The organism is Sulfurimonas sp., from assembly GCF_023228785.1.
GTDB lineage: Bacteria > Campylobacterota > Campylobacteria > Campylobacterales > Sulfurimonadaceae > Sulfurimonas.
This window is the reverse complement of record NZ_JALOAN010000012.1, coordinates 20,761-38,669: the sequence shown is the minus strand read 5'-3', so window position 1 is coordinate 38,669 and position 17,909 is coordinate 20,761. Positions and strand designations below refer to the sequence as shown.

16 protein-coding genes are annotated in these 17,909 nt (G+C 34.3%); 14 read left to right on the top strand and 2 right to left on the bottom strand.

Translation table 11 applies throughout. The features are described 5' to 3' along the window. The first annotated feature begins 1 nt into the window (after position 1). The 7 genes from M0Q24_RS04655 to M0Q24_RS04625 all read left to right on the top strand — a co-directional run bounded on the left by M0Q24_RS04655 (position 2) and on the right by M0Q24_RS04625 (position 6,426). Positions 2-433 carry an FxsA family protein gene (locus M0Q24_RS04655; protein ID WP_295047893.1) on the top strand — a complete coding sequence of 144 codons (432 nt, stop codon included), beginning with the start codon at positions 2-4 and terminating at the stop codon, positions 431-433. Beyond that, complete coding sequence (locus tag M0Q24_RS04650; RefSeq protein ID WP_295047891.1) at positions 387-1,220, top strand: thioredoxin domain-containing protein; 834 nt, start codon at positions 387-389, stop codon at positions 1,218-1,220. The genes M0Q24_RS04655 and M0Q24_RS04650 overlap by 47 nt, the downstream gene beginning before the upstream one ends. A gap of 4 nt (positions 1,221-1,224) precedes the next feature. Next, positions 1,225-2,184, top strand: coding sequence for a hydroxymethylbilane synthase (gene hemC, locus M0Q24_RS04645; protein WP_295047890.1), 960 nt, complete (start codon positions 1,225-1,227; stop codon positions 2,182-2,184). A 69-nt stretch (positions 2,185-2,253) separates the two neighbouring features. Next, positions 2,254-4,068 carry a menaquinone biosynthesis decarboxylase gene (locus M0Q24_RS04640; protein ID WP_295047888.1) on the top strand — a complete coding sequence of 605 codons (1,815 nt, stop codon included), beginning with the start codon at positions 2,254-2,256 and terminating at the stop codon, positions 4,066-4,068. A gap of 92 nt (positions 4,069-4,160) precedes the next feature. Then, on the top strand, positions 4,161-4,493 hold the full coding sequence (locus M0Q24_RS04635; RefSeq protein WP_295047885.1) for a cytochrome C: 333 nt from the start codon (positions 4,161-4,163) through the stop codon (positions 4,491-4,493). An 83-nt stretch (positions 4,494-4,576) separates the two neighbouring features. Beyond that, the gene (gene argH, locus M0Q24_RS04630) at positions 4,577-5,965 is read left to right on the top strand and encodes an argininosuccinate lyase (RefSeq protein ID WP_295047883.1); all 1,389 of its coding nucleotides are present in this window, start codon (positions 4,577-4,579) and stop codon (positions 5,963-5,965) included. Then, positions 5,962-6,426, top strand: a complete 465-nt coding sequence (locus tag M0Q24_RS04625) for an OsmC family protein (protein ID WP_295047881.1) — start codon at positions 5,962-5,964, stop codon at positions 6,424-6,426. The genes argH and M0Q24_RS04625 overlap by 4 nt, the downstream gene beginning before the upstream one ends. 285 nt (positions 6,427-6,711) lie before the next feature. On the opposite strand, the gene M0Q24_RS04620 is transcribed toward M0Q24_RS04625, so the two are convergent. Together M0Q24_RS04620 and M0Q24_RS04615 are read right to left on the bottom strand one after the other, a co-directional pair. Beyond that, positions 6,712-7,899 carry a murein transglycosylase domain-containing protein gene (locus M0Q24_RS04620; protein ID WP_295047879.1) on the bottom strand — a complete coding sequence of 396 codons (1,188 nt, stop codon included), beginning with the start codon at positions 7,897-7,899 and terminating at the stop codon, positions 6,712-6,714. A 1-nt stretch (position 7,900) separates the two neighbouring features. Next, entirely contained in the window at positions 7,901-8,287 is a 387-nt protein-coding gene (locus tag M0Q24_RS04615) for a histidine triad nucleotide-binding protein (protein WP_295047952.1), read from the bottom strand. A gap of 108 nt (positions 8,288-8,395) precedes the next feature. Here M0Q24_RS04615 and pheS point away from each other — a divergent pair, with 108 nt between their 5' ends. The 7 genes from pheS (at position 8,396) to serA (ending at position 17,851) form a co-directional block, all read left to right on the top strand. Further along, positions 8,396-9,388: a phenylalanine--tRNA ligase subunit alpha gene (gene pheS / locus M0Q24_RS04610; protein ID WP_295047876.1), complete on the top strand. Its 993-nt coding sequence runs from the start codon at positions 8,396-8,398 to the stop codon at positions 9,386-9,388. After that, positions 9,385-11,727, top strand: coding sequence for a phenylalanine--tRNA ligase subunit beta (gene pheT, locus M0Q24_RS04605; RefSeq protein ID WP_295047874.1), 2,343 nt, complete (start codon positions 9,385-9,387; stop codon positions 11,725-11,727). Before pheS ends, pheT begins: the two co-directional genes overlap by 4 nt. Continuing rightward, positions 11,724-13,004 carry a 3-phosphoshikimate 1-carboxyvinyltransferase gene (aroA, locus tag M0Q24_RS04600; RefSeq protein WP_295047872.1) on the top strand — a complete coding sequence of 427 codons (1,281 nt, stop codon included), beginning with the start codon at positions 11,724-11,726 and terminating at the stop codon, positions 13,002-13,004. Before pheT ends, aroA begins: the two co-directional genes overlap by 4 nt. A gap of 140 nt (positions 13,005-13,144) precedes the next feature. Beyond that, positions 13,145-13,978 (top strand): 4-hydroxy-3-methylbut-2-enyl diphosphate reductase, encoded by an 834-nt coding sequence (locus M0Q24_RS04595; RefSeq protein ID WP_295047870.1) that lies wholly within the window; start codon positions 13,145-13,147, stop codon positions 13,976-13,978. 100 nt (positions 13,979-14,078) lie between these two features. Next, positions 14,079-15,737: a 30S ribosomal protein S1 gene (locus M0Q24_RS04590; RefSeq protein ID WP_295047868.1), complete on the top strand. Its 1,659-nt coding sequence runs from the start codon at positions 14,079-14,081 to the stop codon at positions 15,735-15,737. A gap of 1 nt (position 15,738) precedes the next feature. Further along, positions 15,739-16,218 carry a hypothetical protein gene (locus M0Q24_RS04585; RefSeq protein WP_295047866.1) on the top strand — a complete coding sequence of 160 codons (480 nt, stop codon included), beginning with the start codon at positions 15,739-15,741 and terminating at the stop codon, positions 16,216-16,218. 37 nt (positions 16,219-16,255) lie between these two features. Next, on the top strand, positions 16,256-17,851 hold the full coding sequence (serA, locus tag M0Q24_RS04580; RefSeq protein ID WP_295047864.1) for a phosphoglycerate dehydrogenase: 1,596 nt from the start codon (positions 16,256-16,258) through the stop codon (positions 17,849-17,851). The last annotated feature ends 58 nt before the right edge of the window (positions 17,852-17,909 follow it).

Genomic DNA, 17,909 nt, shown 5'->3' with positions numbered 1-17,909 from the left:
GATGATTTATTTTTTAATATATCTTTTTTTAGAAGTCTTGATCTCTGTAAATATATCTTCAACTATTGGTGGACTTTTTACTTTTTTTGAGATAGTTATAACTGCTCTTATTGGTATTCTTATACTTCTTAACTTCAGAGAGACTCTTTTTCAAAATATCACAGCAGTCTCTTACAATGCGATAGATCTACAAGAGTTTCAAAAGCTTAACCTCTTTACAATAATAGGTGCTTTTTTGCTAATACTGCCAGGATTTATGACAGATATAATAGGTGCTTTAATGCAGTTTAGTGTCTTTACGAGTATGCTTGTTAACCGTTATAATGTACAATCCTCAGGCAAGTATAATAGTGAAGATATACAAAAAAATATAAAAAAGGATTCAGATGTCATTGATGTTGAAGTTATTACTAAGCACCCTGATAGTAAGTAGTTTTTTAAATGCAAATACAAACGCGGAGATGGAAGCTTTTTTAACAAAGTCATTTTCTGCTAACCCAAATATTCTAAAACTAGATGTAAAAGTTCACAAAAAAATTAAGCTACAGCAAGTTGATGGTTGGAGTGCTTTTATACTAAATGTAGATGCCAGTGTAAAAGATAAAACTGGTAGTAGAGATGTCAACCAAAAGATGATTTGGTTCTCAAATGGAACTACAATCTCGCCAGATCTAATAGATTTAAAAACGGGGAAATCTTTAAAAGACTCGGTATCTCCATCTTTTGAATTAACTCACTACAAAAAGCAAAACCTTATATATGGAAATGCTAATGCAACTCATAGAGTAGCAATTTTCTCAGATCCACTCTGTCCATTTTGTAGAGACTTTGTCCCAAAAGCAATAGAGCATATGAAAAAAGATCCAAAAAAGTTTGCTCTGTATTACTATCACTTTCCATTAGAATCTTTGCATCCAGCAGCTCTTACCCTTGTAAAAGCCACAACTGCAGCTGAGTTAAAGGGTGAAAAAGATGTAGTTATGAGAGTTTATAAAGTTGAAGTAGATCCAAGAGAGAGTGATGAGAATAAAATTCTTGCAGCATTTAATAAAACTATGAAAACTAATATAACGCTTCAAGATATAAAGTCAAAAGCTGTACAAGATCACTATGCTAGTGATATGAAAATAGCAAATGAGTTAATGGTAAATGGAACTCCAACAATGTTCTTTGATGATAAGATAGATAAAACAAAAATAAAATACCAAAAAGTAAAGTAGATATATGAAAAAGTTAGTAATCGCCACTAGAGTCTCAGATCTAGCCCTTTGGCAGGCTTATCATGTTAAAGCAAGAATAGAAGAGAAATATCCAGATATAGAAGTTGTGTTAAATAAAATAGTAAGTAATGGTGATAAAGTTTTAGACAAGCCATTAGCTCTAATCGGTGGGAAAGGTCACTTTACAAAAGAGTTAGAAGATGCAATGCTAGCCTCTGAAGCTCATATGGCAGTTCATTCTCTAAAAGATGTACCGACTTATATCCCAGACGGTTTGGAGTTAGTTGCAGTTACGCAAAGACAAGACCAAAGTGATGTTTTTTTATCTCATAAATATAAAAATTTAAGCGATTTACCAAAGGGTGCGGTAGTTGGGACAACAAGTCTAAGACGAAGAATGCAACTCCTCTGCGAACGACCAGATCTAAAAGTAAAAGACTTACGAGGAAATGTAAACACGAGACTAAGAAAGTTACAAGAGGGGCAATACGATGCCATTATATTAGCTTACATAGGTTTACATAGACTAGATCTACTAAAAGATATCCCATTTAAAGATAAACTATCTCTAGATATGATGATACCGCCTATGGGACAAGCTGCTCTTGGAATTGAGATAGTTTGTGGGGATGAAAAAGTAAGAGAGATCGCAAAAAGCTTAAATGATGAAGAGACTTATATTTGTACGCAAATAGAGAGAGATTTTATTTCTAAAATAGGAGCAGGATGTTCAGCACCAGTTGCTTGTAATGCCGTAGTTGAAAATAATAAAGTAATATTTAGAACTATGATAGGCTTTAGTGATGGAACAAAAATCATGCAAGAAAAACTTATAGTAGATCTTAAAGAGAGTCAAAACTTAGGTCTAGAGATGGCTAAGAAAATGATAGATAATGGAGCAATACAATTGCTCGAAGATGCACAAAAACATGCGTTTAAAGATGAGATGCCACAAAGATTATAAAATAAAATATGATTCTCGCCGAGAGGCGAATTTTAAAAGAATTTACTTCTTTTAAAAAGGAGACAAAAAATGCATAAAACTATAGAGTTATTAAAGACGCACGATGAGTTAAGAATTATTGAGGATGAACTAGATATATATCTTGAGATCCCACATTTGGCATATGCAGAAGTTAAGAAAAAAGATGGTGGTAAAGCCATTCTTTTTACAAATGTAGTTGATAAAAAAAACAGTAAAAAATTTGATGAACCTATCCTTATGAATCTTTTTGGCTCATATAAAAGAAGTGAACTTCTCTTTGGAAGAACTATAGAATCAGTTGCGGATGAGATTACAAAACTTCTACATATGAAACCACCGGCAGGATTTATGGATAAAATTTCGATGGCAGGTGAGCTTTTTTCATTAAAGAATATTTTTCCAAAGAAGACCAATAAAAAAGGTGCTTGTCAAGAAGTCGTGTATATGAATGATGATATAGATCTCTACAAAATTCCAGTTTTAACGACTTGGGAGCAAGATGGTGGTCCTTTTATAACTATGGCACAAGTTTATACACAAAGCTTTGATGGTAGTTTAGTAAATGTTGGAATGTATAGACTTCAAGTTTATGATAAAGATCATCTAGGTATGCATTGGCAGATACACAAAGATTCGTCTCACTTTTTTGATCAGTACCAAAAAGCTGGGAAAAAGATGCCAGTAACTATTGCAATAGGTGGAGATCCACTCTATACTTGGTGTGCTACGGCACCTCTACCTTATGGAGTAAATGAGCTTTTAATGTATGGACTCATCACTAAAAAACAAGTAAAGTTGGTTAAATCTTTAACAACACCTCTGTATATTCCACAAGATGTTGATTATGTAATAGAGGGTTGGGTAGATACAGAAGAGTTGCGAATTGAAGGACCTTTTGGAGATCATACTGGTTACTATACGCTGGCAGATCCGTATCCTGTTATGCAGGTGAGTGCGATAACCACAAGAAAAAAACCTACTTACTTAGCAACAGTTGTTGGTAAGCCACCACTAGAAGATAAATATATGGGTTGGGCTACAGGAAAGATTTTCTTTCCACTTTTAAAGACTACCGTACCCGCTTTAATAGACTATCATATGCCAGAAAATGCTGGTTTTCACAACCTAATACTCGCTAAGATGCAACCGCTCTATAAAGGTCATGCAAAACAATTTATGCACGCTTTTTGGGGTACAGGACAGATGAGTTTTGTAAAGCATGCTATATTCTTAGATGAAAATGCTCCTAAATTAGAAAACTATGAGACATTAGTTTCATATATTTTAGATAGATTTGCTCCTAAGTCTCTTTTTATATCTGAGGGTGTATTAGATGCACTAGATCACTCATCTCCAGAAAATCTTGTTGGTGGAAAATTGGGTATAGATGCAACTGCTGCAAATAAGGTTGAAGCTCCACATCTTTTTGGTGATGAAGAGTTACTTGTAAAAATAAAAGAGTTGATTCCTGATGCTTCATCAGTTCACCAATATATGAGACGAACAAAAAATCCTATCACCGTAATTGGTGTAAATAAAACAAAGAGTGCAAAACACTATTTTGATGCACTAATAGAGCTTAGTCCAAACATAAGAATAGTAGTATTTGTAGATGAGAAGAAAAATGATATTATGAACCCATATATGCTAGTTTGGCGTGTGACAAATAATATGGATGCACAAAGAGATATATTTATATCTGGACTTATGGTTGGAATCGATGGTACAAATAAGAGCCAAATAGATGACTTTACAAGAGAGTGGCCAGATGATGTAGATTGTACACAAAATGTCGTTGAATCCCTTAAAAAAAGAGGTTTGTGGGATTTAGATGAAAAGTTAAATAAAAAATTTCAACTGTAGTTTTTAGTAATAAAAAATGAGTAGAAATTTTTATAAGCTTTTTGTAATATCTTCTAATGTAACATAGCTACAATTATACTTAAGGTTGTTTTATGAAAAAAATCTTTGTAGCTCTTACAATAACCCTTATCTTCTCTTCTTATGCAAATGCTGCAGTTTATAAGGGACAAAAGATTTTTATAAAAAAATGTGTGCAATGCCATAATCTAAGACGAGCATTTGTTTCTAGTAAAACAACTTATGAATGGGAAACGCTTATGCTAGATAATGGAAAAGAGTTAGCATATGTTCATCTTAAAGATGAAAAAGCAAAAAAATCGTGGGAATACTTCAAAAGTTCTTCTTATACTAAAAAAACAAAACATTTAGAAGATTTTTTATTAGAATATGCCAAAGATAGTGGGAATGTTCCTGCTTGTAACTAGCCTTCATTTTTAATTCAAATATTTTAGATAAAATACAAAACTTATTTCAACAAGAAAATCTACTGCAAAGTCAAGGAATATAAATGAAAAAAATGTGGTCAGGGCGCTTTTTAGCTAGCACGTCAAACCTATTAGATGAGTTTAATGCTTCAATCATGTATGATAGAAAACTCTATATCGAAGATATAGAAGGCTCACTAGCTCACGCGCAGATGCTAACACATCAAAATATACTAACTAAAGAAGAATTAACTCAAATAACAGATGGCTTAGCACAAGTAAAAGCAGAGATAGAATCAGGTGAGTTTGTTTGGAGTATCCATGATGAAGACCTGCATATGGGGATTGAAAAGCGTTTAACTGCTATTGTTGGCGATGCTGGGAAAAAACTCCACACTGCAAGAAGTAGAAACGATCAAGTTGCAGTCGATTTTCGTCGCTGGGTATTAAAGCGAAATCTGGACATAGTAGATGCTCTAAAACTTCTTATGAGTGAGATCTTAGTTGTAGCAAATGAGCATACAGAGACACTTATCCCTGGCATGACACATCTCCAACACGCTCAACCTACAAACTTTGGCTTTCATCTAGGTGCATATCTTGCTATGTTTAAGCGAGATATTGAGAGATTTGAAGATTCATACAAGAGATGCAATGTCTCACCTCTTGGATGTGCAGCCTTAGCCGGAACTCCGCATAAAATCGATAGAGATATGACAGCAAAACTTCTAGACTTTGATAGTGTGAGTGTGAACTGTTTAGATACTGTAAGTGATAGAGATTTTGCCTTAGAGATCCTCTTTAACATCTCAACTATGATGATGCACATATCAAGACTTAGTGAAGAACTTGTTATGTGGTCTAGTTATGAGTTTGCTTTTGTTGAACTTAGCGATGAGTACTCAACTGGCTCTTCTATCATGCCACAAAAGAAAAATCCTGATGTTCCAGAACTTCTTCGCGGAAAAACTGGTCGTGTTTATGGTTCTTTAATGGGACTTCTAACAGTTATGAAAGGACTTCCTCTAGCTTATAACAAAGATACTCAAGAAGATAAAGAGGGTGTTTTTGACTCAGTAGAGACTGCTTTGATTTCATTAGAAATTTTAAAAGAAGCTATAAAAACTATGGAAGTAAAAGCTCACAACATGAGAAGTGCTTGTTCTGTTGGACACTTAGCTGCTACTGATTTGGCTGATTATCTGGTTGAGAAATGCGCTATACCATTTCGTGAAGCTCACTTTATAACAGGTCGAGCAGTTGCAAAAGCTGAGGAGCTAAGCATTGATCTAAGTGATATAGAGTTTAAATATTTAAAAGAGATCGATGCAAGAATAGATGAAGATGTTTTAGAATATCTCATACTTAAAAACTCTATGAATGCAAGAACATCTGCTGGTGGAACTTCAACTATAAGAACAAAAGAGCAGTTAGAGTTTTTTAAAACTTTTTTAAAGGAGAATATGAAATGAAAGTAACTATTTCACACAAAGATGGCATGAAGTTTGAAGCTAAGACTTCAAAGAGTAGTTTTATAATTGATTGCCCGATTATCTCTCCTATAGAGTATTTTTTAGCTGGAATCATCTCATGTAGTGCATCAGATATAGTTTTAATTCCTAAAAATCAAGATAAAACAGTAACAAATTTAGTTGTAGATGGAGAGGTTGTAAGAAATGAATCTCATCCTTGTAAATTTAACACCTTACATCTATCGTATAGTTTTGATTCTGATGGAGATGATTTATTGGCTAAGAGGTGGGTTATGGCATCTTTGGAGACTTACTGCTCAACTATAAATACTATTAGAGATTCAACTGCAATATCTTACACTATCACTCACAACTCAAAACTAATTTGCCAAAATGAGCAGATGATTTCAGGTGGTGGTTCAAGTATAGATATGGGTGAAATTGAGTCTTGTCCATCTTGATTTTAACAAAATAAACAAATTTCATGACAAATTGCCATACTTTTAACATTTAAGACCTTTATACTCTAAGATATTAGAACAGATACAAAGGAGTTCATAATGTTAGAAATGGCAGTAGTTTTATTAGCAACATCGGTATTAATGGTAATAGCTTATGAGTTCTCATATGCTATGCAAAAAAGAGAGTGGGGCGAAAATTTTAAAAGTTTATTTTAAATATCTCTTTATACATAAGTGCGAAGTTTTTGCTCTGCACTTATAGTAGTGTTTAAACTCGTAGATCTACTAAATACCATAAAGTTTATGGTAAGAACCCATTCTAGAGTTTACTCTTTTTAAGTAGTGTTTAGGCTCATCATATCTCAAATCTTTTAAAAGTTTGTTGTAAACTTCCTCAGGTGTTTTGTTGTTTATAAGTGGGGCTGCTTTTTTCATGTTGTGTGTCTTTGTAAAAGCCCATGCAATATTTCCAGCACCAGTATTGTAAGCTGCGATTGTGCAGTAAAGTCTGCTTGTTGGATCTTTTATATCTTTTAAATATCTATAGTATAGAATGTGAAGATAAGCACTTCCCATTGTGATATTGTTAGTGCTGTTGTATAGATAACTTCCACTTACAAGTTTTTTCTCATTATATAAAAATTTATAAGTATCAATTCCAGCAGATTTAGGAACTATTTGCATCAGGCCATAGGCTGGGATGTGAGATCTGGCTCTTGGGTTAAAACTGCTCTCAGTTTGCATAACTGCAAAAACTAAGGATGCTGGAAGTTTTTGTTTATCTGCATGTTTTACTACATCATCATAATAAACTTTTGAGCGTTTAACCATAGTGTCTTTTGGAAGTGCTACATTTAAAGTGTAAACTTTGGCATCTTCTATCTTAGATGATTGCTTTACTTTTATATCTTTGTTTTGCACATGTGTTTGCACATATTTTTTTACATCATTTTGCGTAGGACTTTTATCAAAAACTACAGTTGAGAGGATAGGCTCAGCTTTGACTTTTGCATCTACAACTCCTGATGGTTTTTTTATCTTTTTAAGCTCCAACTCTAAAGGGTCACTCTCTTGGACAGTTTTAGTATCTACTATTATGGCTTTTGCAAGGGCAAGTTGGAGTTTTTCCTTTGCTTCTTCTGGATTTTTTGCGATTGCTTCTATGGTTATGGTCTCTTTTTCAAAGTCAACATCTGTTCTTGTTTTTTTGTCATCTTCATAAGAGACCCAATTTTTAGGAGTTGAGAGTTTAGGATCATCCCAAAAAACTCCAAGTTCTTTTTTATACTCATCATAAACTTTTTTTTGCTCTTTTGCATAAGCATCAAACTCACTCTCTTGAGTTTTTTTATAAGTCTCAAATTCTGTAGTTTGAGACTTAAAATTTTGCATTTGTTGATTCTTGTAATCTTGCATATCTTGTGCTAAAAGTGCAGATGAAAGGCAGATTAAAACCAATGCATTTTTATACATATTAGAAGTGACCTTTTGGATCTGCATCACTGAAGTGACCCCATTTTAATCTTGCACCACCTAAGATGTGAAAATGCAAGTGTGGAACTTCTTGAGCGCCATTTTCACCAATATTTGTAATGACTCTATAACCACTCTTTTGGATTTTTACAACTTTAACTACTTCTTGAATAAACTCCGTCATACCAGCCATTGTCTCACTACTAACTTCATCAAAACTATCAACATGAGCTTTTGGAATTGCTAAAATATGAACAGGAGCTTTTGGATTTATATCGTGAAAAGCGAGAAATTTATCATTTTCTAATACCACACTTGAGGGTAACTCTTTTTTTACAATTTTACAAAATATACACATTTTTTTCCTTTTATTTTTATGGGTGTAGATTAAATTATATCACATAATCAGGTAAATGAAGCTATATGTAAATTATAATTGACTATAATCATTTCAAAATTTAAGAGGTGTATTTGCCTTATGATTATGGAGACTCTATTGAAAGAGTGGTATGATAAAATTAACAAAGTCAAGAGTGTTGAAGCTCTTGAAGAAATCCGCATCAGTGTATTTGGAAAAAAGGGTGTCTTAGCAGCAGAATTTGCTAAGATGAAAGATGCAACGGGTGAAGAAAAGTCTAAAATAGCAAAAGATTTAAACACACATAAAAACTCTCTTATGAGTGAACTTAGTGCAAAAAAGATAACTTTGCAAACAGCAGAGTTAAAAAAAGCGATGCAAGCAGAGGCAATAGATGTTTCAATGTTTAGTGCGCAGAGTGAAATAGGGGCATTGCATCCTGTTATGGAGACAATGGATAAGATTGTAGAGTATTTTTGTGCTATGAATTTTGAAGTAAAAACCGGCAATATGATAGAAGATGATTTTAACAACTTTGAAGCTCTAAACTTGCCAAAATATCATCCAGCTCGTGATATGCAAGATACATTTTATTTTAAAGATGAGATGCTACTTCGCACTCATACATCTCCTGTTCAAATAAGAACAATGATGGCTCAAAAACCTCCCATCAGAATGATTGCTCCTGGTGCTGTTTTTCGCCGTGATTATGATATTACTCATACTCCTATGTTTCACCAAGTTGAGGGACTTTTAGTTGATGATGAGAGCAAAGTATCTTTTGCTAACTTAAAGTATATTTTAGAAGATTTTTTGAAGTATATGTTTGGTGATGTCGAGGTTCGTTTTCGTCCATCATTTTTCCCTTTTACAGAGCCATCAGCAGAGGTTGATATCTCTTGTGTTTTTTGTAAAGGCGAAGGCTGTAGAGTCTGCTCTCAAACAGGTTGGTTAGAGGTCTTAGGCTGTGGAATAGTTGATCCAAATGTTTTTAAGGCAGTTAAGTATAACAACGTAAGTGGTTATGCTTTTGGTTTGGGAGTTGAGCGATTTGCTATGCTTATCCATCAGATTGGAGATCTTCGTTCACTCTTTGAGGGAGATATAAAGTTGCTGGAGCAGTTTCAATGATAGTTACAAGAAGTTGGTTAAATGAGTGGATAGATCTTAGCGCTGTCACAACTGAAGATTTGGCTAAAAAGTTAAATTCTATAGGCTTAGAAGTTGATCGTATCCATAGTTATAATATTGCTAAAAAAATAATAGTCGGAAAAGTTTTAGAGTGCGAGAAGCATCCTGATGCTGATAAATTAAATGTTTGCAAGGTTGATATTGGTACTAGTATCCGCCAAATTGTTTGTGGCGCTTCAAATGTAAGAGCAGGTCTGGATGTTGTAGTTGCAACTATCGGTGCAGTTATGCCAAGTGGAGTTGTGATAAAGCCTGTTAAGCTTCGCGGTGTTGAGTCTGAGGGCATGATTTGTAGTGCTACAGAGATAGGACTTGAAGATGCACATGATGGTATCTTAGAGCTAGATAGTAGTATAGGTGTGTATGAACTAGGTCAAGAAGTTTGTACAATAGATGCACTAAACGATGATCTTATAGAGATAGAATTAACTGCAAATCGTGGAGATTGTCTAAGTATCAGAGGTATTGCAAGAGATCTTAGTGCAGCTTATGATAAACCTCTTATAGAGACTTTGATAAATGAAGATGAAGATAAAAGAGTAGGAATAGGGCGAATTTTAAGCCTCTCACACGAAACTCAACTTGATGTAAATCTTCGCTATAGAGCAGTAGATATAAAAGAGTTAACTATTCCTCTTATTGTGAAACTAAGATTAGCTCAGATAGAAGAGTCAAGAAGTACAGATATAGAGTCATTAATGCTTTATGTAACACATAGTAGTGGTGTTATTTTAAGAGCTTATAAGTATGAATTTTTCTCTAGTGATGGAGAATCTATTGCAAAGATTGAACTTAAAAAAGATGAGAATTCTTACGCTAGTATATACTCTAGCGTAAGAGCTGAAAAAGCTTCAACAATTGGGATCATACAAGAAGATGTATCTAAGGCAAAAGATGAAGAGCGTACGGTGCTTATAGAAGCTAGTTATATTCCACCAGATATTATTTCTAAAAAAATGCAAGAATCAAAAATTGAGTCTGGACCGATGTATTATAGAACATCAAGAGGAAGTGAACCTGAGCTTAATCAAGGACTTGATTTTTGTTTAAATATGATAGAAACATACTCTTCTTCGCTTGTTTATGGAGGAACTATAGAACTTTGTGACTCTTATGAAGACAAAATTATTACAGTTACAAAAAAAGAGATAGAAGAGATTATAGGCGCTAAGATAGACCGAGTTAGAATTACTAAGATACTGAGAAACTTAGGCTTTGATACAAACAAATCATCACAAGATAATTTTGTTATAACTGTTCCTAGATTTCGCCATGATATCACTCATAAACAAGATATAGTTGAAGAGATTGTTCGCCTTGTTGGGATCGATAATATCGCTTCAAAGCCTTTTGTTTTTGCTGAGTCTTCTAAGCTTCAAGATGATTATTTTGCATACAAAAAAAGAAGTATCTACCGACATAAAGCTGCGCAGAGTGGTTTTTTTGAAAATGTTGCTTTTGTTTTTGATGAGAAGAAAGTTTTACTAGAGTGTGGATTTGAGACCACTAATGAAGAGTTAGAACTCATAAATCCTATAGTAAATACTCTTGATACTCTTAGACCAACGCTTATGACTGGACTTCTAAAAGCTGCATCACATAATGTTAAAAATGGCATAAACTCCGTAAAACTATTTGAAGTTGGATCCATCTTTAGTCCAACTAGAGAAGAATCTTTGAAGATGGCTTTTATCTTTAGTGGTGATAAAGAAAAAGACACTCTTTTAAATGCTGGTAAACCTCGTAGTATTGATTTTGCCCATTTTACTCAAAAAATTTCAGATATTATAGGTGAATTTGAGCTGAAAGAACACGAAACTAAGCATAATCTTTCACATACATATCAATGTGCTTCAGTTATACAAAATGATGAAATAATTGGAGAGCTTTTTCGCTTACATCCTAGCGTGCAAGAGAGTTATGACCTTGAGTCTACTTACCTTTGTGAGCTTGATTTTATTAAACTTCCTTATGGACTAAAAACGGCAAAAGCATCATCAAAGTACCAATCTTCTATAAGAGATCTAAGCATCATAGTGCCAAAAACTATGAAGTATGAAGAGGTTAAGAGCGTTATAGAGAAAAATGCAACAAAAGAGCTTATAAGATTTTATCCAGTAGATAAATATAGTGATAAAACTTTAGGCAAAAACATGAGTCTCTCTATTCGTTTTGTGCTTCAATCGAATGAAAAAACATTAGAAGAAGAGGATATAACATCAACAATGGAGACTATTTTAAAATCTCTAAATGAAGAGTTGAAAGTAGGACTTAGATGAGAGAAGTCATAGTTAGCAGTGCGGGTAGTTTTTCTCTTAAAATAGATAATATAGCATCTGATAAATCAATATCACATCGCTGTGCTATGTTTGCAATGTTGGCTAGTGGAACTAGTGAGATAAAAAACTTTTTAAGAGCTGAGGACACTCTAAACTCTTTAGCGATTGTTAAAAATCTTGGTGCAAAAATTGAAGATGATGGAGAGACTATTAAGATCACTTCAAGTGGTATAAAAGAGTCTTTCGAGATTTTAGATTGTGGAAACTCTGGAACTGGTATCAGGCTTTTTTGTGGACTTTTAAGCTCTGCAAAGGGTCACTTTATCTTAAGTGGCGATAAATATTTGCGTAAACGTCCTATGAAAAGAGTAACTGAGCCTCTGCGCAAAATTGGTGCTAAGATAGATGGTAGAGATGAGTCAAATTTAGCACCGTTAAGTATTCGTGGAGCTACACTTAAGGCATTTGATTATGAGAGCAAAATTGCATCTGCACAAGTTAAATCTTGCATGATTTTAGCAGCTCTTAGTGCTGATGGAGTCTGCTCATTTAGCGAGCCAGAACTCTCGCGTGATCATACTGAGAGAATGCTTAGTGGCATGGGAGCGGATATAAAAATAGATGGGCTAAAAACTATAATAACTCCTATGAAAAAACTATTGTCTCCACTAAGTATAAGAGTTCCAGCTGATCCATCAAGTGCTTTTTTCTTTGCAGTAGCTGCTGCTATTACTCCAGATGCAAATATAGTTTTAGAAGGTGTTACGTTAAATCCTACTCGTATAGAAGCTTTTAAAGCACTTGAGAGAATGGGTGCAGATATTAGTTATAAACTAACTGATAATAAGTACGAACCAATAGGCGATATACATGTAAAGTACGCTCCGCTTGAGGGTATTGTAGTAGAAGATAATATCTCATGGTTAATAGATGAGCTTCCAGCTCTCTCTATTGCTTTTGCATCTGCAGAGGGCGAGAGTCTTATTAAAAATGCCGAGGAGTTGCGTGTAAAAGAGTGTGACAGAATCTCTACCGTAGTTGAGGGATTGAGAGCAACTGGCATAGAAGTTCATGAGTACAAAGATGGATACAAAGTTGTTGGTGGCGAGATGAAGAGTGCAAGAGTTGACAGCCATGGAGATCATAGAATCGCTATGAGCTTTATCATTGCAGGGCTTAGGTGTGGGATGAATGTAACTGATATAGAGTGCATCAACACATCTTTTCCAAACTTTTTTGAACTACTTCAAAAGATAACCAAAGTAGAATTTAAGTAAGCAAGAGATAAGTTTCATTTAGATACGGAATCTAATAAGACACCAAGGAGATCCTGAATCAAGTTCAGGCTGATGAAGCAAGAGTTTTTAATCAAGTTTAGAATGATGAAGTTATGTTTAAAGAAAAGGAGACAAATAATATGAAAATTGAACTAGCTGAAAATTATGGGTTTTGTTTTGGAGTTAAACGCGCTATTAAGATAGCAGAAGAGAATAAAAACTCTGCTACTTATGGGCCTCTTATCCATAACTCAAAAGAGATAGCAAGACTTGAGAGAGACTTTAAAGTAGGTCTTACAGATGATCATAAGAGTTTTAAAACAGGTGATAAAGCAGTTATACGTACTCACGGCATCCCAAAAAATGAACTTGAAGAGTTAAAAGAAAATAGAGTCGATGTTGTAGATGCAACTTGCCCCTATGTAACAAAACCACAACAAATTTGTCAAGAGATGAGTGAGGCTGGTTATGATATTGTTATCTTTGGAGACGAAGCTCATCCTGAAATCAAAGGTGTTAAAAGTTATGCTATTCATGGGGCTAAAGTTGTAACTTGCTCTAAAGATCTAGAAGATATAAAGCTAAAGGAGAGAGTCGCACTTGTAGCTCAAACTACAAGAAGAGTTGAAGATTATCTCGAAGTTGCAAACTATCTTATTCCAAGATATAAAGAAGTAAGAGTTTTTAACACCATCTGTAATGCTACTTTTGAAAACCAAGAGGCAGTTAGAAAGATCTCTAAGAGGGCTGATGTTATGATTATCATCGGTGGAAAAAATTCATCAAATACAAAGCAACTCTTTAGCATCTCAGAGGATTTTTGCCCATCTAGTTACCACATAGAAGATGAAAATGATTTGGATTACGAATGGTTTAAAGATAAAGAGTTTTGTGGCATTAGTGCTGGTGCATCTACACCTGATTGGATTATCCAAAATGTAGTAAACTCCATACAAAACAATGTTAACAAATAGCTTTATTATCAAAACTTCAGACCTAGACTCCTAAATTTATAGTAAAATAAACATAATTAAGGTACAATCACGCAATTTTTATGTAACAAGAGGATAGGTAATGGCGTTCGATAACGAATCATTTGAAGAAGAAGAAAATTTTGCAGAGATGTTTGCTGCAACAGAAAAGCAGCAGGAATCAAGTCGCATCGTAGAGGGTGAGATTGTTGAGATTCAAGCAGACGAAGATAGAGCATTGGTAGGTGTTGGCGATAAGTTAGAGGGTATTATAAGCCTTGATGAGATCCGCTCAAAAGATGGTAGTTTGATGTTTAATACAGGCGATAAGATAAAAGTAATGGTTATGGGATACTACAATGAGCGTCCTAAAATCTCTTACAAAAAAGTATTAGAGCTACAAAAGACTATTGACTTTATTGATGCACACAAAGAAGACTTTGAAGATTTAGTTATCGAAGGTGTTATAACTAAGAAAAATCGTGGTGGATATGTAGTAGAAGCTGATGATGTTTCTTTCTTTATGCCTCGATCACTTGCTGCTTTTAAAGAGACTGACGAAGTAGTTGGTCGCAAAATAAAAGCACAAGTTGTAAAAGTTGATGCAGAAGAGAACTCTATAGTAGTATCTCGTCGTAAGCTATTTAACGAAGAGAGAAAAAAGAAAAAAGAGATCATTGACAAACTAATGGAAGATGATATATTAGTTGAGGGAACTATCAAAAAAATCACTAGCTATGGAATGTTCGTAGATGTTGGTGGTGTTGATGGTTTAGTTCACTATAATGAAATCAGCTATAAAGGTCCAGTTAATCCATCAAAACTTTATAAAGAGGGAGATGTTGTAACTGTTAAAGCTATCTCTTATGATAAAGATAAAAGACATCTTTCTCTTTCTATCAAAGCAGTTCAACCAGATCCATGGGCAGAAGTTGAGAGTGAGTTAGATGAAGGTGATACTATCACTGTTACAGTCTCAAACATTGAAGCTTATGGTGTTTTTGTAGATTTAGGAAATGACATAGAAGGTTTCTTACATATTTCAGAGATTACTTGGAGTAAAAATGTTAAAAATCCAAATGACTACCTAACAGTAGGACAAGAGATTGATGTTGAAGTTATTGAGATAAATCCTAAGACTCATAAACTTAGAGTTTCACTAAAGAGACTACTTCCAAAGCCATTTGATGAGTTTATCAAAAACTTCCGTGAAGGTGATGTGGTAACTGGTGAAGTTACATCTTTAACTGACTTTGGTGCGTTTGTTCGTGTTGGTTCAGTAGAGGGCTTACTTCACAATCAAGATATCTCATGGGATAAAAACACGAAGTGTAAAGATGTTTTAAAAGTTGGTGAAGAGGTTGAAGTTAAGATTGCTAAGATCAATGAAGAAGATCAAAAAATATCACTTAACCGCAAAACTCTACTAGAGAGTCCTATTGATAAGTTTGCAACTAACCATAGAGTAAACACTGCTGTTAAAGGAACTATCCGCGATATCAAAGAGTTTGGTGTATTTGTCTCTTTAGAAGATGGTGTTGATGCACTTATTCGTGATGAAGATTTAGCTCCACTTGTAAAAGAAGAGCTAGAAGTAGGTCAAGAGATAGAAGCTGCAATCGCAGTAATAGACACAAAAAGAGACCGTATTCGTCTATCTGTTAAAAAACTAGACTATATTAAAAATCAAGAACTTTTAGATGAGATTAATGATACGACGTCAAACTCTCTAGGAGACCTTATAAAAGACAAATTCCAATAAGATGAAAAAAATATTAAAATGGTTTACTCCAGTCTTAGCACTTGGAGTTGCCATTTTTATCATCTTTTTCCTTATCTCTATAAATCCTTCACATGAACAAAACTATGGGCAACCACTTAGACATAAAAGTGAAGTCTTGCAGAAAAAACCTCAAGATGTTTGGTTAAATCATTTTTCAAAAACCCAAAAGTTAGGATATTTTTATCCTGTTAATGAAGTCTTTATAGAGCTAGACTTAGATGAAAAGATAGTTAGTAAAACTATATATAAACTCTCAGCTCCACTCTTAGATCCATATCAACTCTTTTGCTTAAAAGAGGAGCTAAAACAACATAGCTTGAAATATTATCTTGTGAGAGACAAAAATAGTGTAGAGTTGCTTATCTACTCTAAAGATGTAGCAAGACTCAACTCTTTAGTTAGAGTCTTGAAAAATTATCAAATATCAGCAAATATAGAGCTTTTCAAAGAAGATATATAAATGCTAAAATATAAAATTATATTTGGGGAGGCACTAAATGCCAAGTCGTAAAAAACATACAATAGTAGTCTGCGATCATATTCATGAAGCTGGTCTTGAGATGCTTAGAAATGATGAAAACATCAACTTAATAATGGCAGCTGATGAAGATAAGGTAAAACTTCTTGATATTATCGCTGGTGCAGATGTAGCAATAACAAGAAGTTCTACTGATGTAGATACTGCTTTTATCGCAGCTGCTAAAAACATGAAAGCAATAGTGCGTGCTGGTGTTGGTGTTGATAATGTTGATATAGAGGGGTGTTCAAAAGAAGGCATCATAGTTATGAATGTGCCAACTGCAAATACAGTAGCTGCAGTGGAACTTACAATGGCTCATATGCTCTCATGTATGAGAATGTTTCCATATTCACATGATCATCTTAAAAACCAAAGAATTTGGAAAAGAGAGAAGTGGTATGGCTATGAGATGAAAGGCAAAAAATTAGGTGTTATTGGTTTTGGTAATATCGGTTCTCGTGTAGCAATCAGAGCTAAATCTTTTGAGATGGATATCATCGCTTATGATCCATATGTAAGCCCATCAAAAGTTACTGATCTTGATATGACTTATACTAAAAACTTCGAAGATATTTTAGCTTGTGACATTATTACAATTCATACACCTAAAAATAAAGAGACTCTTAACATGATAGATGAAGAAGAAATTGCTAAGATGAAAGATGGAGTAGTATTAGTAAACTGTGCAAGAGGTGGTCTTTACAATGAAGAAGCACTCTATAATGGTTTAAAATCTAAGAAAATCCGTTTTGCGGGTATAGATGTTTTTAACAAAGAGCCAGCTACAGATCATCCTCTTTTAGATCTTGATAACATCATAGTCTCTCCACACTTAGGTGCAAATACTTATGAGTCACAGTATAACATTGGAACTCAAGCTGCACAAAATGCGATAGAAGCAGCTAAAGGTATCTCCTTTGCTCATGCGATGAACTTGCCAATAGATGAGAGTAAAATCCCACCTTTTGTAAAACCATTTTTAGAGATGGGACAAAAGATAGGATTTTTGGCATCTCAGATCAATCAATCTCAAATCGTAGCTATAAAAGTTAGCGGACAAGGCGAGATAGCTAAGTATGTTGAGTCTCTCTCTACCTTTGTAGCAGTAGGGGCTATGAGTGAGAGTTCAAGTGATACTATAAACTATGTAAATGCTGAATTTGTTGCAAAAGAAAAAGGCATAAAGATAGAGTCAGAAGAACTTAGCGATTCATCTGTATTTAAGAGCCTTATAACAGTTAAACTAACTACATCTGAGGGAACTACAACTATTAGCGCTACTATCTTTGATGATGGTGTTAAGCGTATAGTTGCGATTGATGGTTTTGATATTGAAGTGGCACTAAAGGGTAATATGATTCTGTTTAAAAACAGTGATGTTCCAGGTGTTATTGGAAGTATTGGTTCAACCCTAGCTAAGAACAATGTTAATATTGCAGACTTCTCACTAGCAAGAAACCAAGATTCAGAAGCGTTAGCTGTTATCTTAGTTGATGATGGCGTCGATGAGAAGACTCTGCAAGAACTTTCAGAGCTTGATGCTTGTTTGAGTGTTGATTACGCGAGAATCTAGTTAGAAATCTTTTCGGAAGCGAGGTTTTTAGGAACGCTAACCTGTGGCGTTCTGCACG

Excerpts from the sequence above, each read along its gene's own strand:
- M0Q24_RS04655 (WP_295047893.1), top strand. The coding sequence starts at position 2 with ATGATTTATTTTTTAATATATCTTTTTTTAGAAGTCTTGATCTCTGTA.
- M0Q24_RS04650 (WP_295047891.1), top strand. The coding sequence starts at position 387 with ATGTCATTGATGTTGAAGTTATTACTAAGCACCCTGATAGTAAGTAGT.
- hemC (WP_295047890.1), top strand. The coding sequence starts at position 1,225 with ATGAAAAAGTTAGTAATCGCCACTAGAGTCTCAGATCTAGCCCTTTGG.
- M0Q24_RS04640 (WP_295047888.1), top strand. The coding sequence starts at position 2,254 with ATGCATAAAACTATAGAGTTATTAAAGACGCACGATGAGTTAAGAATT.
- M0Q24_RS04635 (WP_295047885.1), top strand. The coding sequence starts at position 4,161 with ATGAAAAAAATCTTTGTAGCTCTTACAATAACCCTTATCTTCTCTTCT.
- argH (WP_295047883.1), top strand. The coding sequence starts at position 4,577 with ATGAAAAAAATGTGGTCAGGGCGCTTTTTAGCTAGCACGTCAAACCTA.
- M0Q24_RS04625 (WP_295047881.1), top strand. The coding sequence starts at position 5,962 with ATGAAAGTAACTATTTCACACAAAGATGGCATGAAGTTTGAAGCTAAG.
- M0Q24_RS04620 (WP_295047879.1), bottom strand. The coding sequence starts at position 7,899 with ATGTATAAAAATGCATTGGTTTTAATCTGCCTTTCATCTGCACTTTTA.
- pheT (WP_295047874.1), top strand. The coding sequence starts at position 9,385 with ATGATAGTTACAAGAAGTTGGTTAAATGAGTGGATAGATCTTAGCGCT.
- aroA (WP_295047872.1), top strand. The coding sequence starts at position 11,724 with ATGAGAGAAGTCATAGTTAGCAGTGCGGGTAGTTTTTCTCTTAAAATA.
- M0Q24_RS04595 (WP_295047870.1), top strand. The coding sequence starts at position 13,145 with ATGAAAATTGAACTAGCTGAAAATTATGGGTTTTGTTTTGGAGTTAAA.
- M0Q24_RS04590 (WP_295047868.1), top strand. The coding sequence starts at position 14,079 with ATGGCGTTCGATAACGAATCATTTGAAGAAGAAGAAAATTTTGCAGAG.
- M0Q24_RS04585 (WP_295047866.1), top strand. The coding sequence starts at position 15,739 with ATGAAAAAAATATTAAAATGGTTTACTCCAGTCTTAGCACTTGGAGTT.
- serA (WP_295047864.1), top strand. The coding sequence starts at position 16,256 with ATGCCAAGTCGTAAAAAACATACAATAGTAGTCTGCGATCATATTCAT.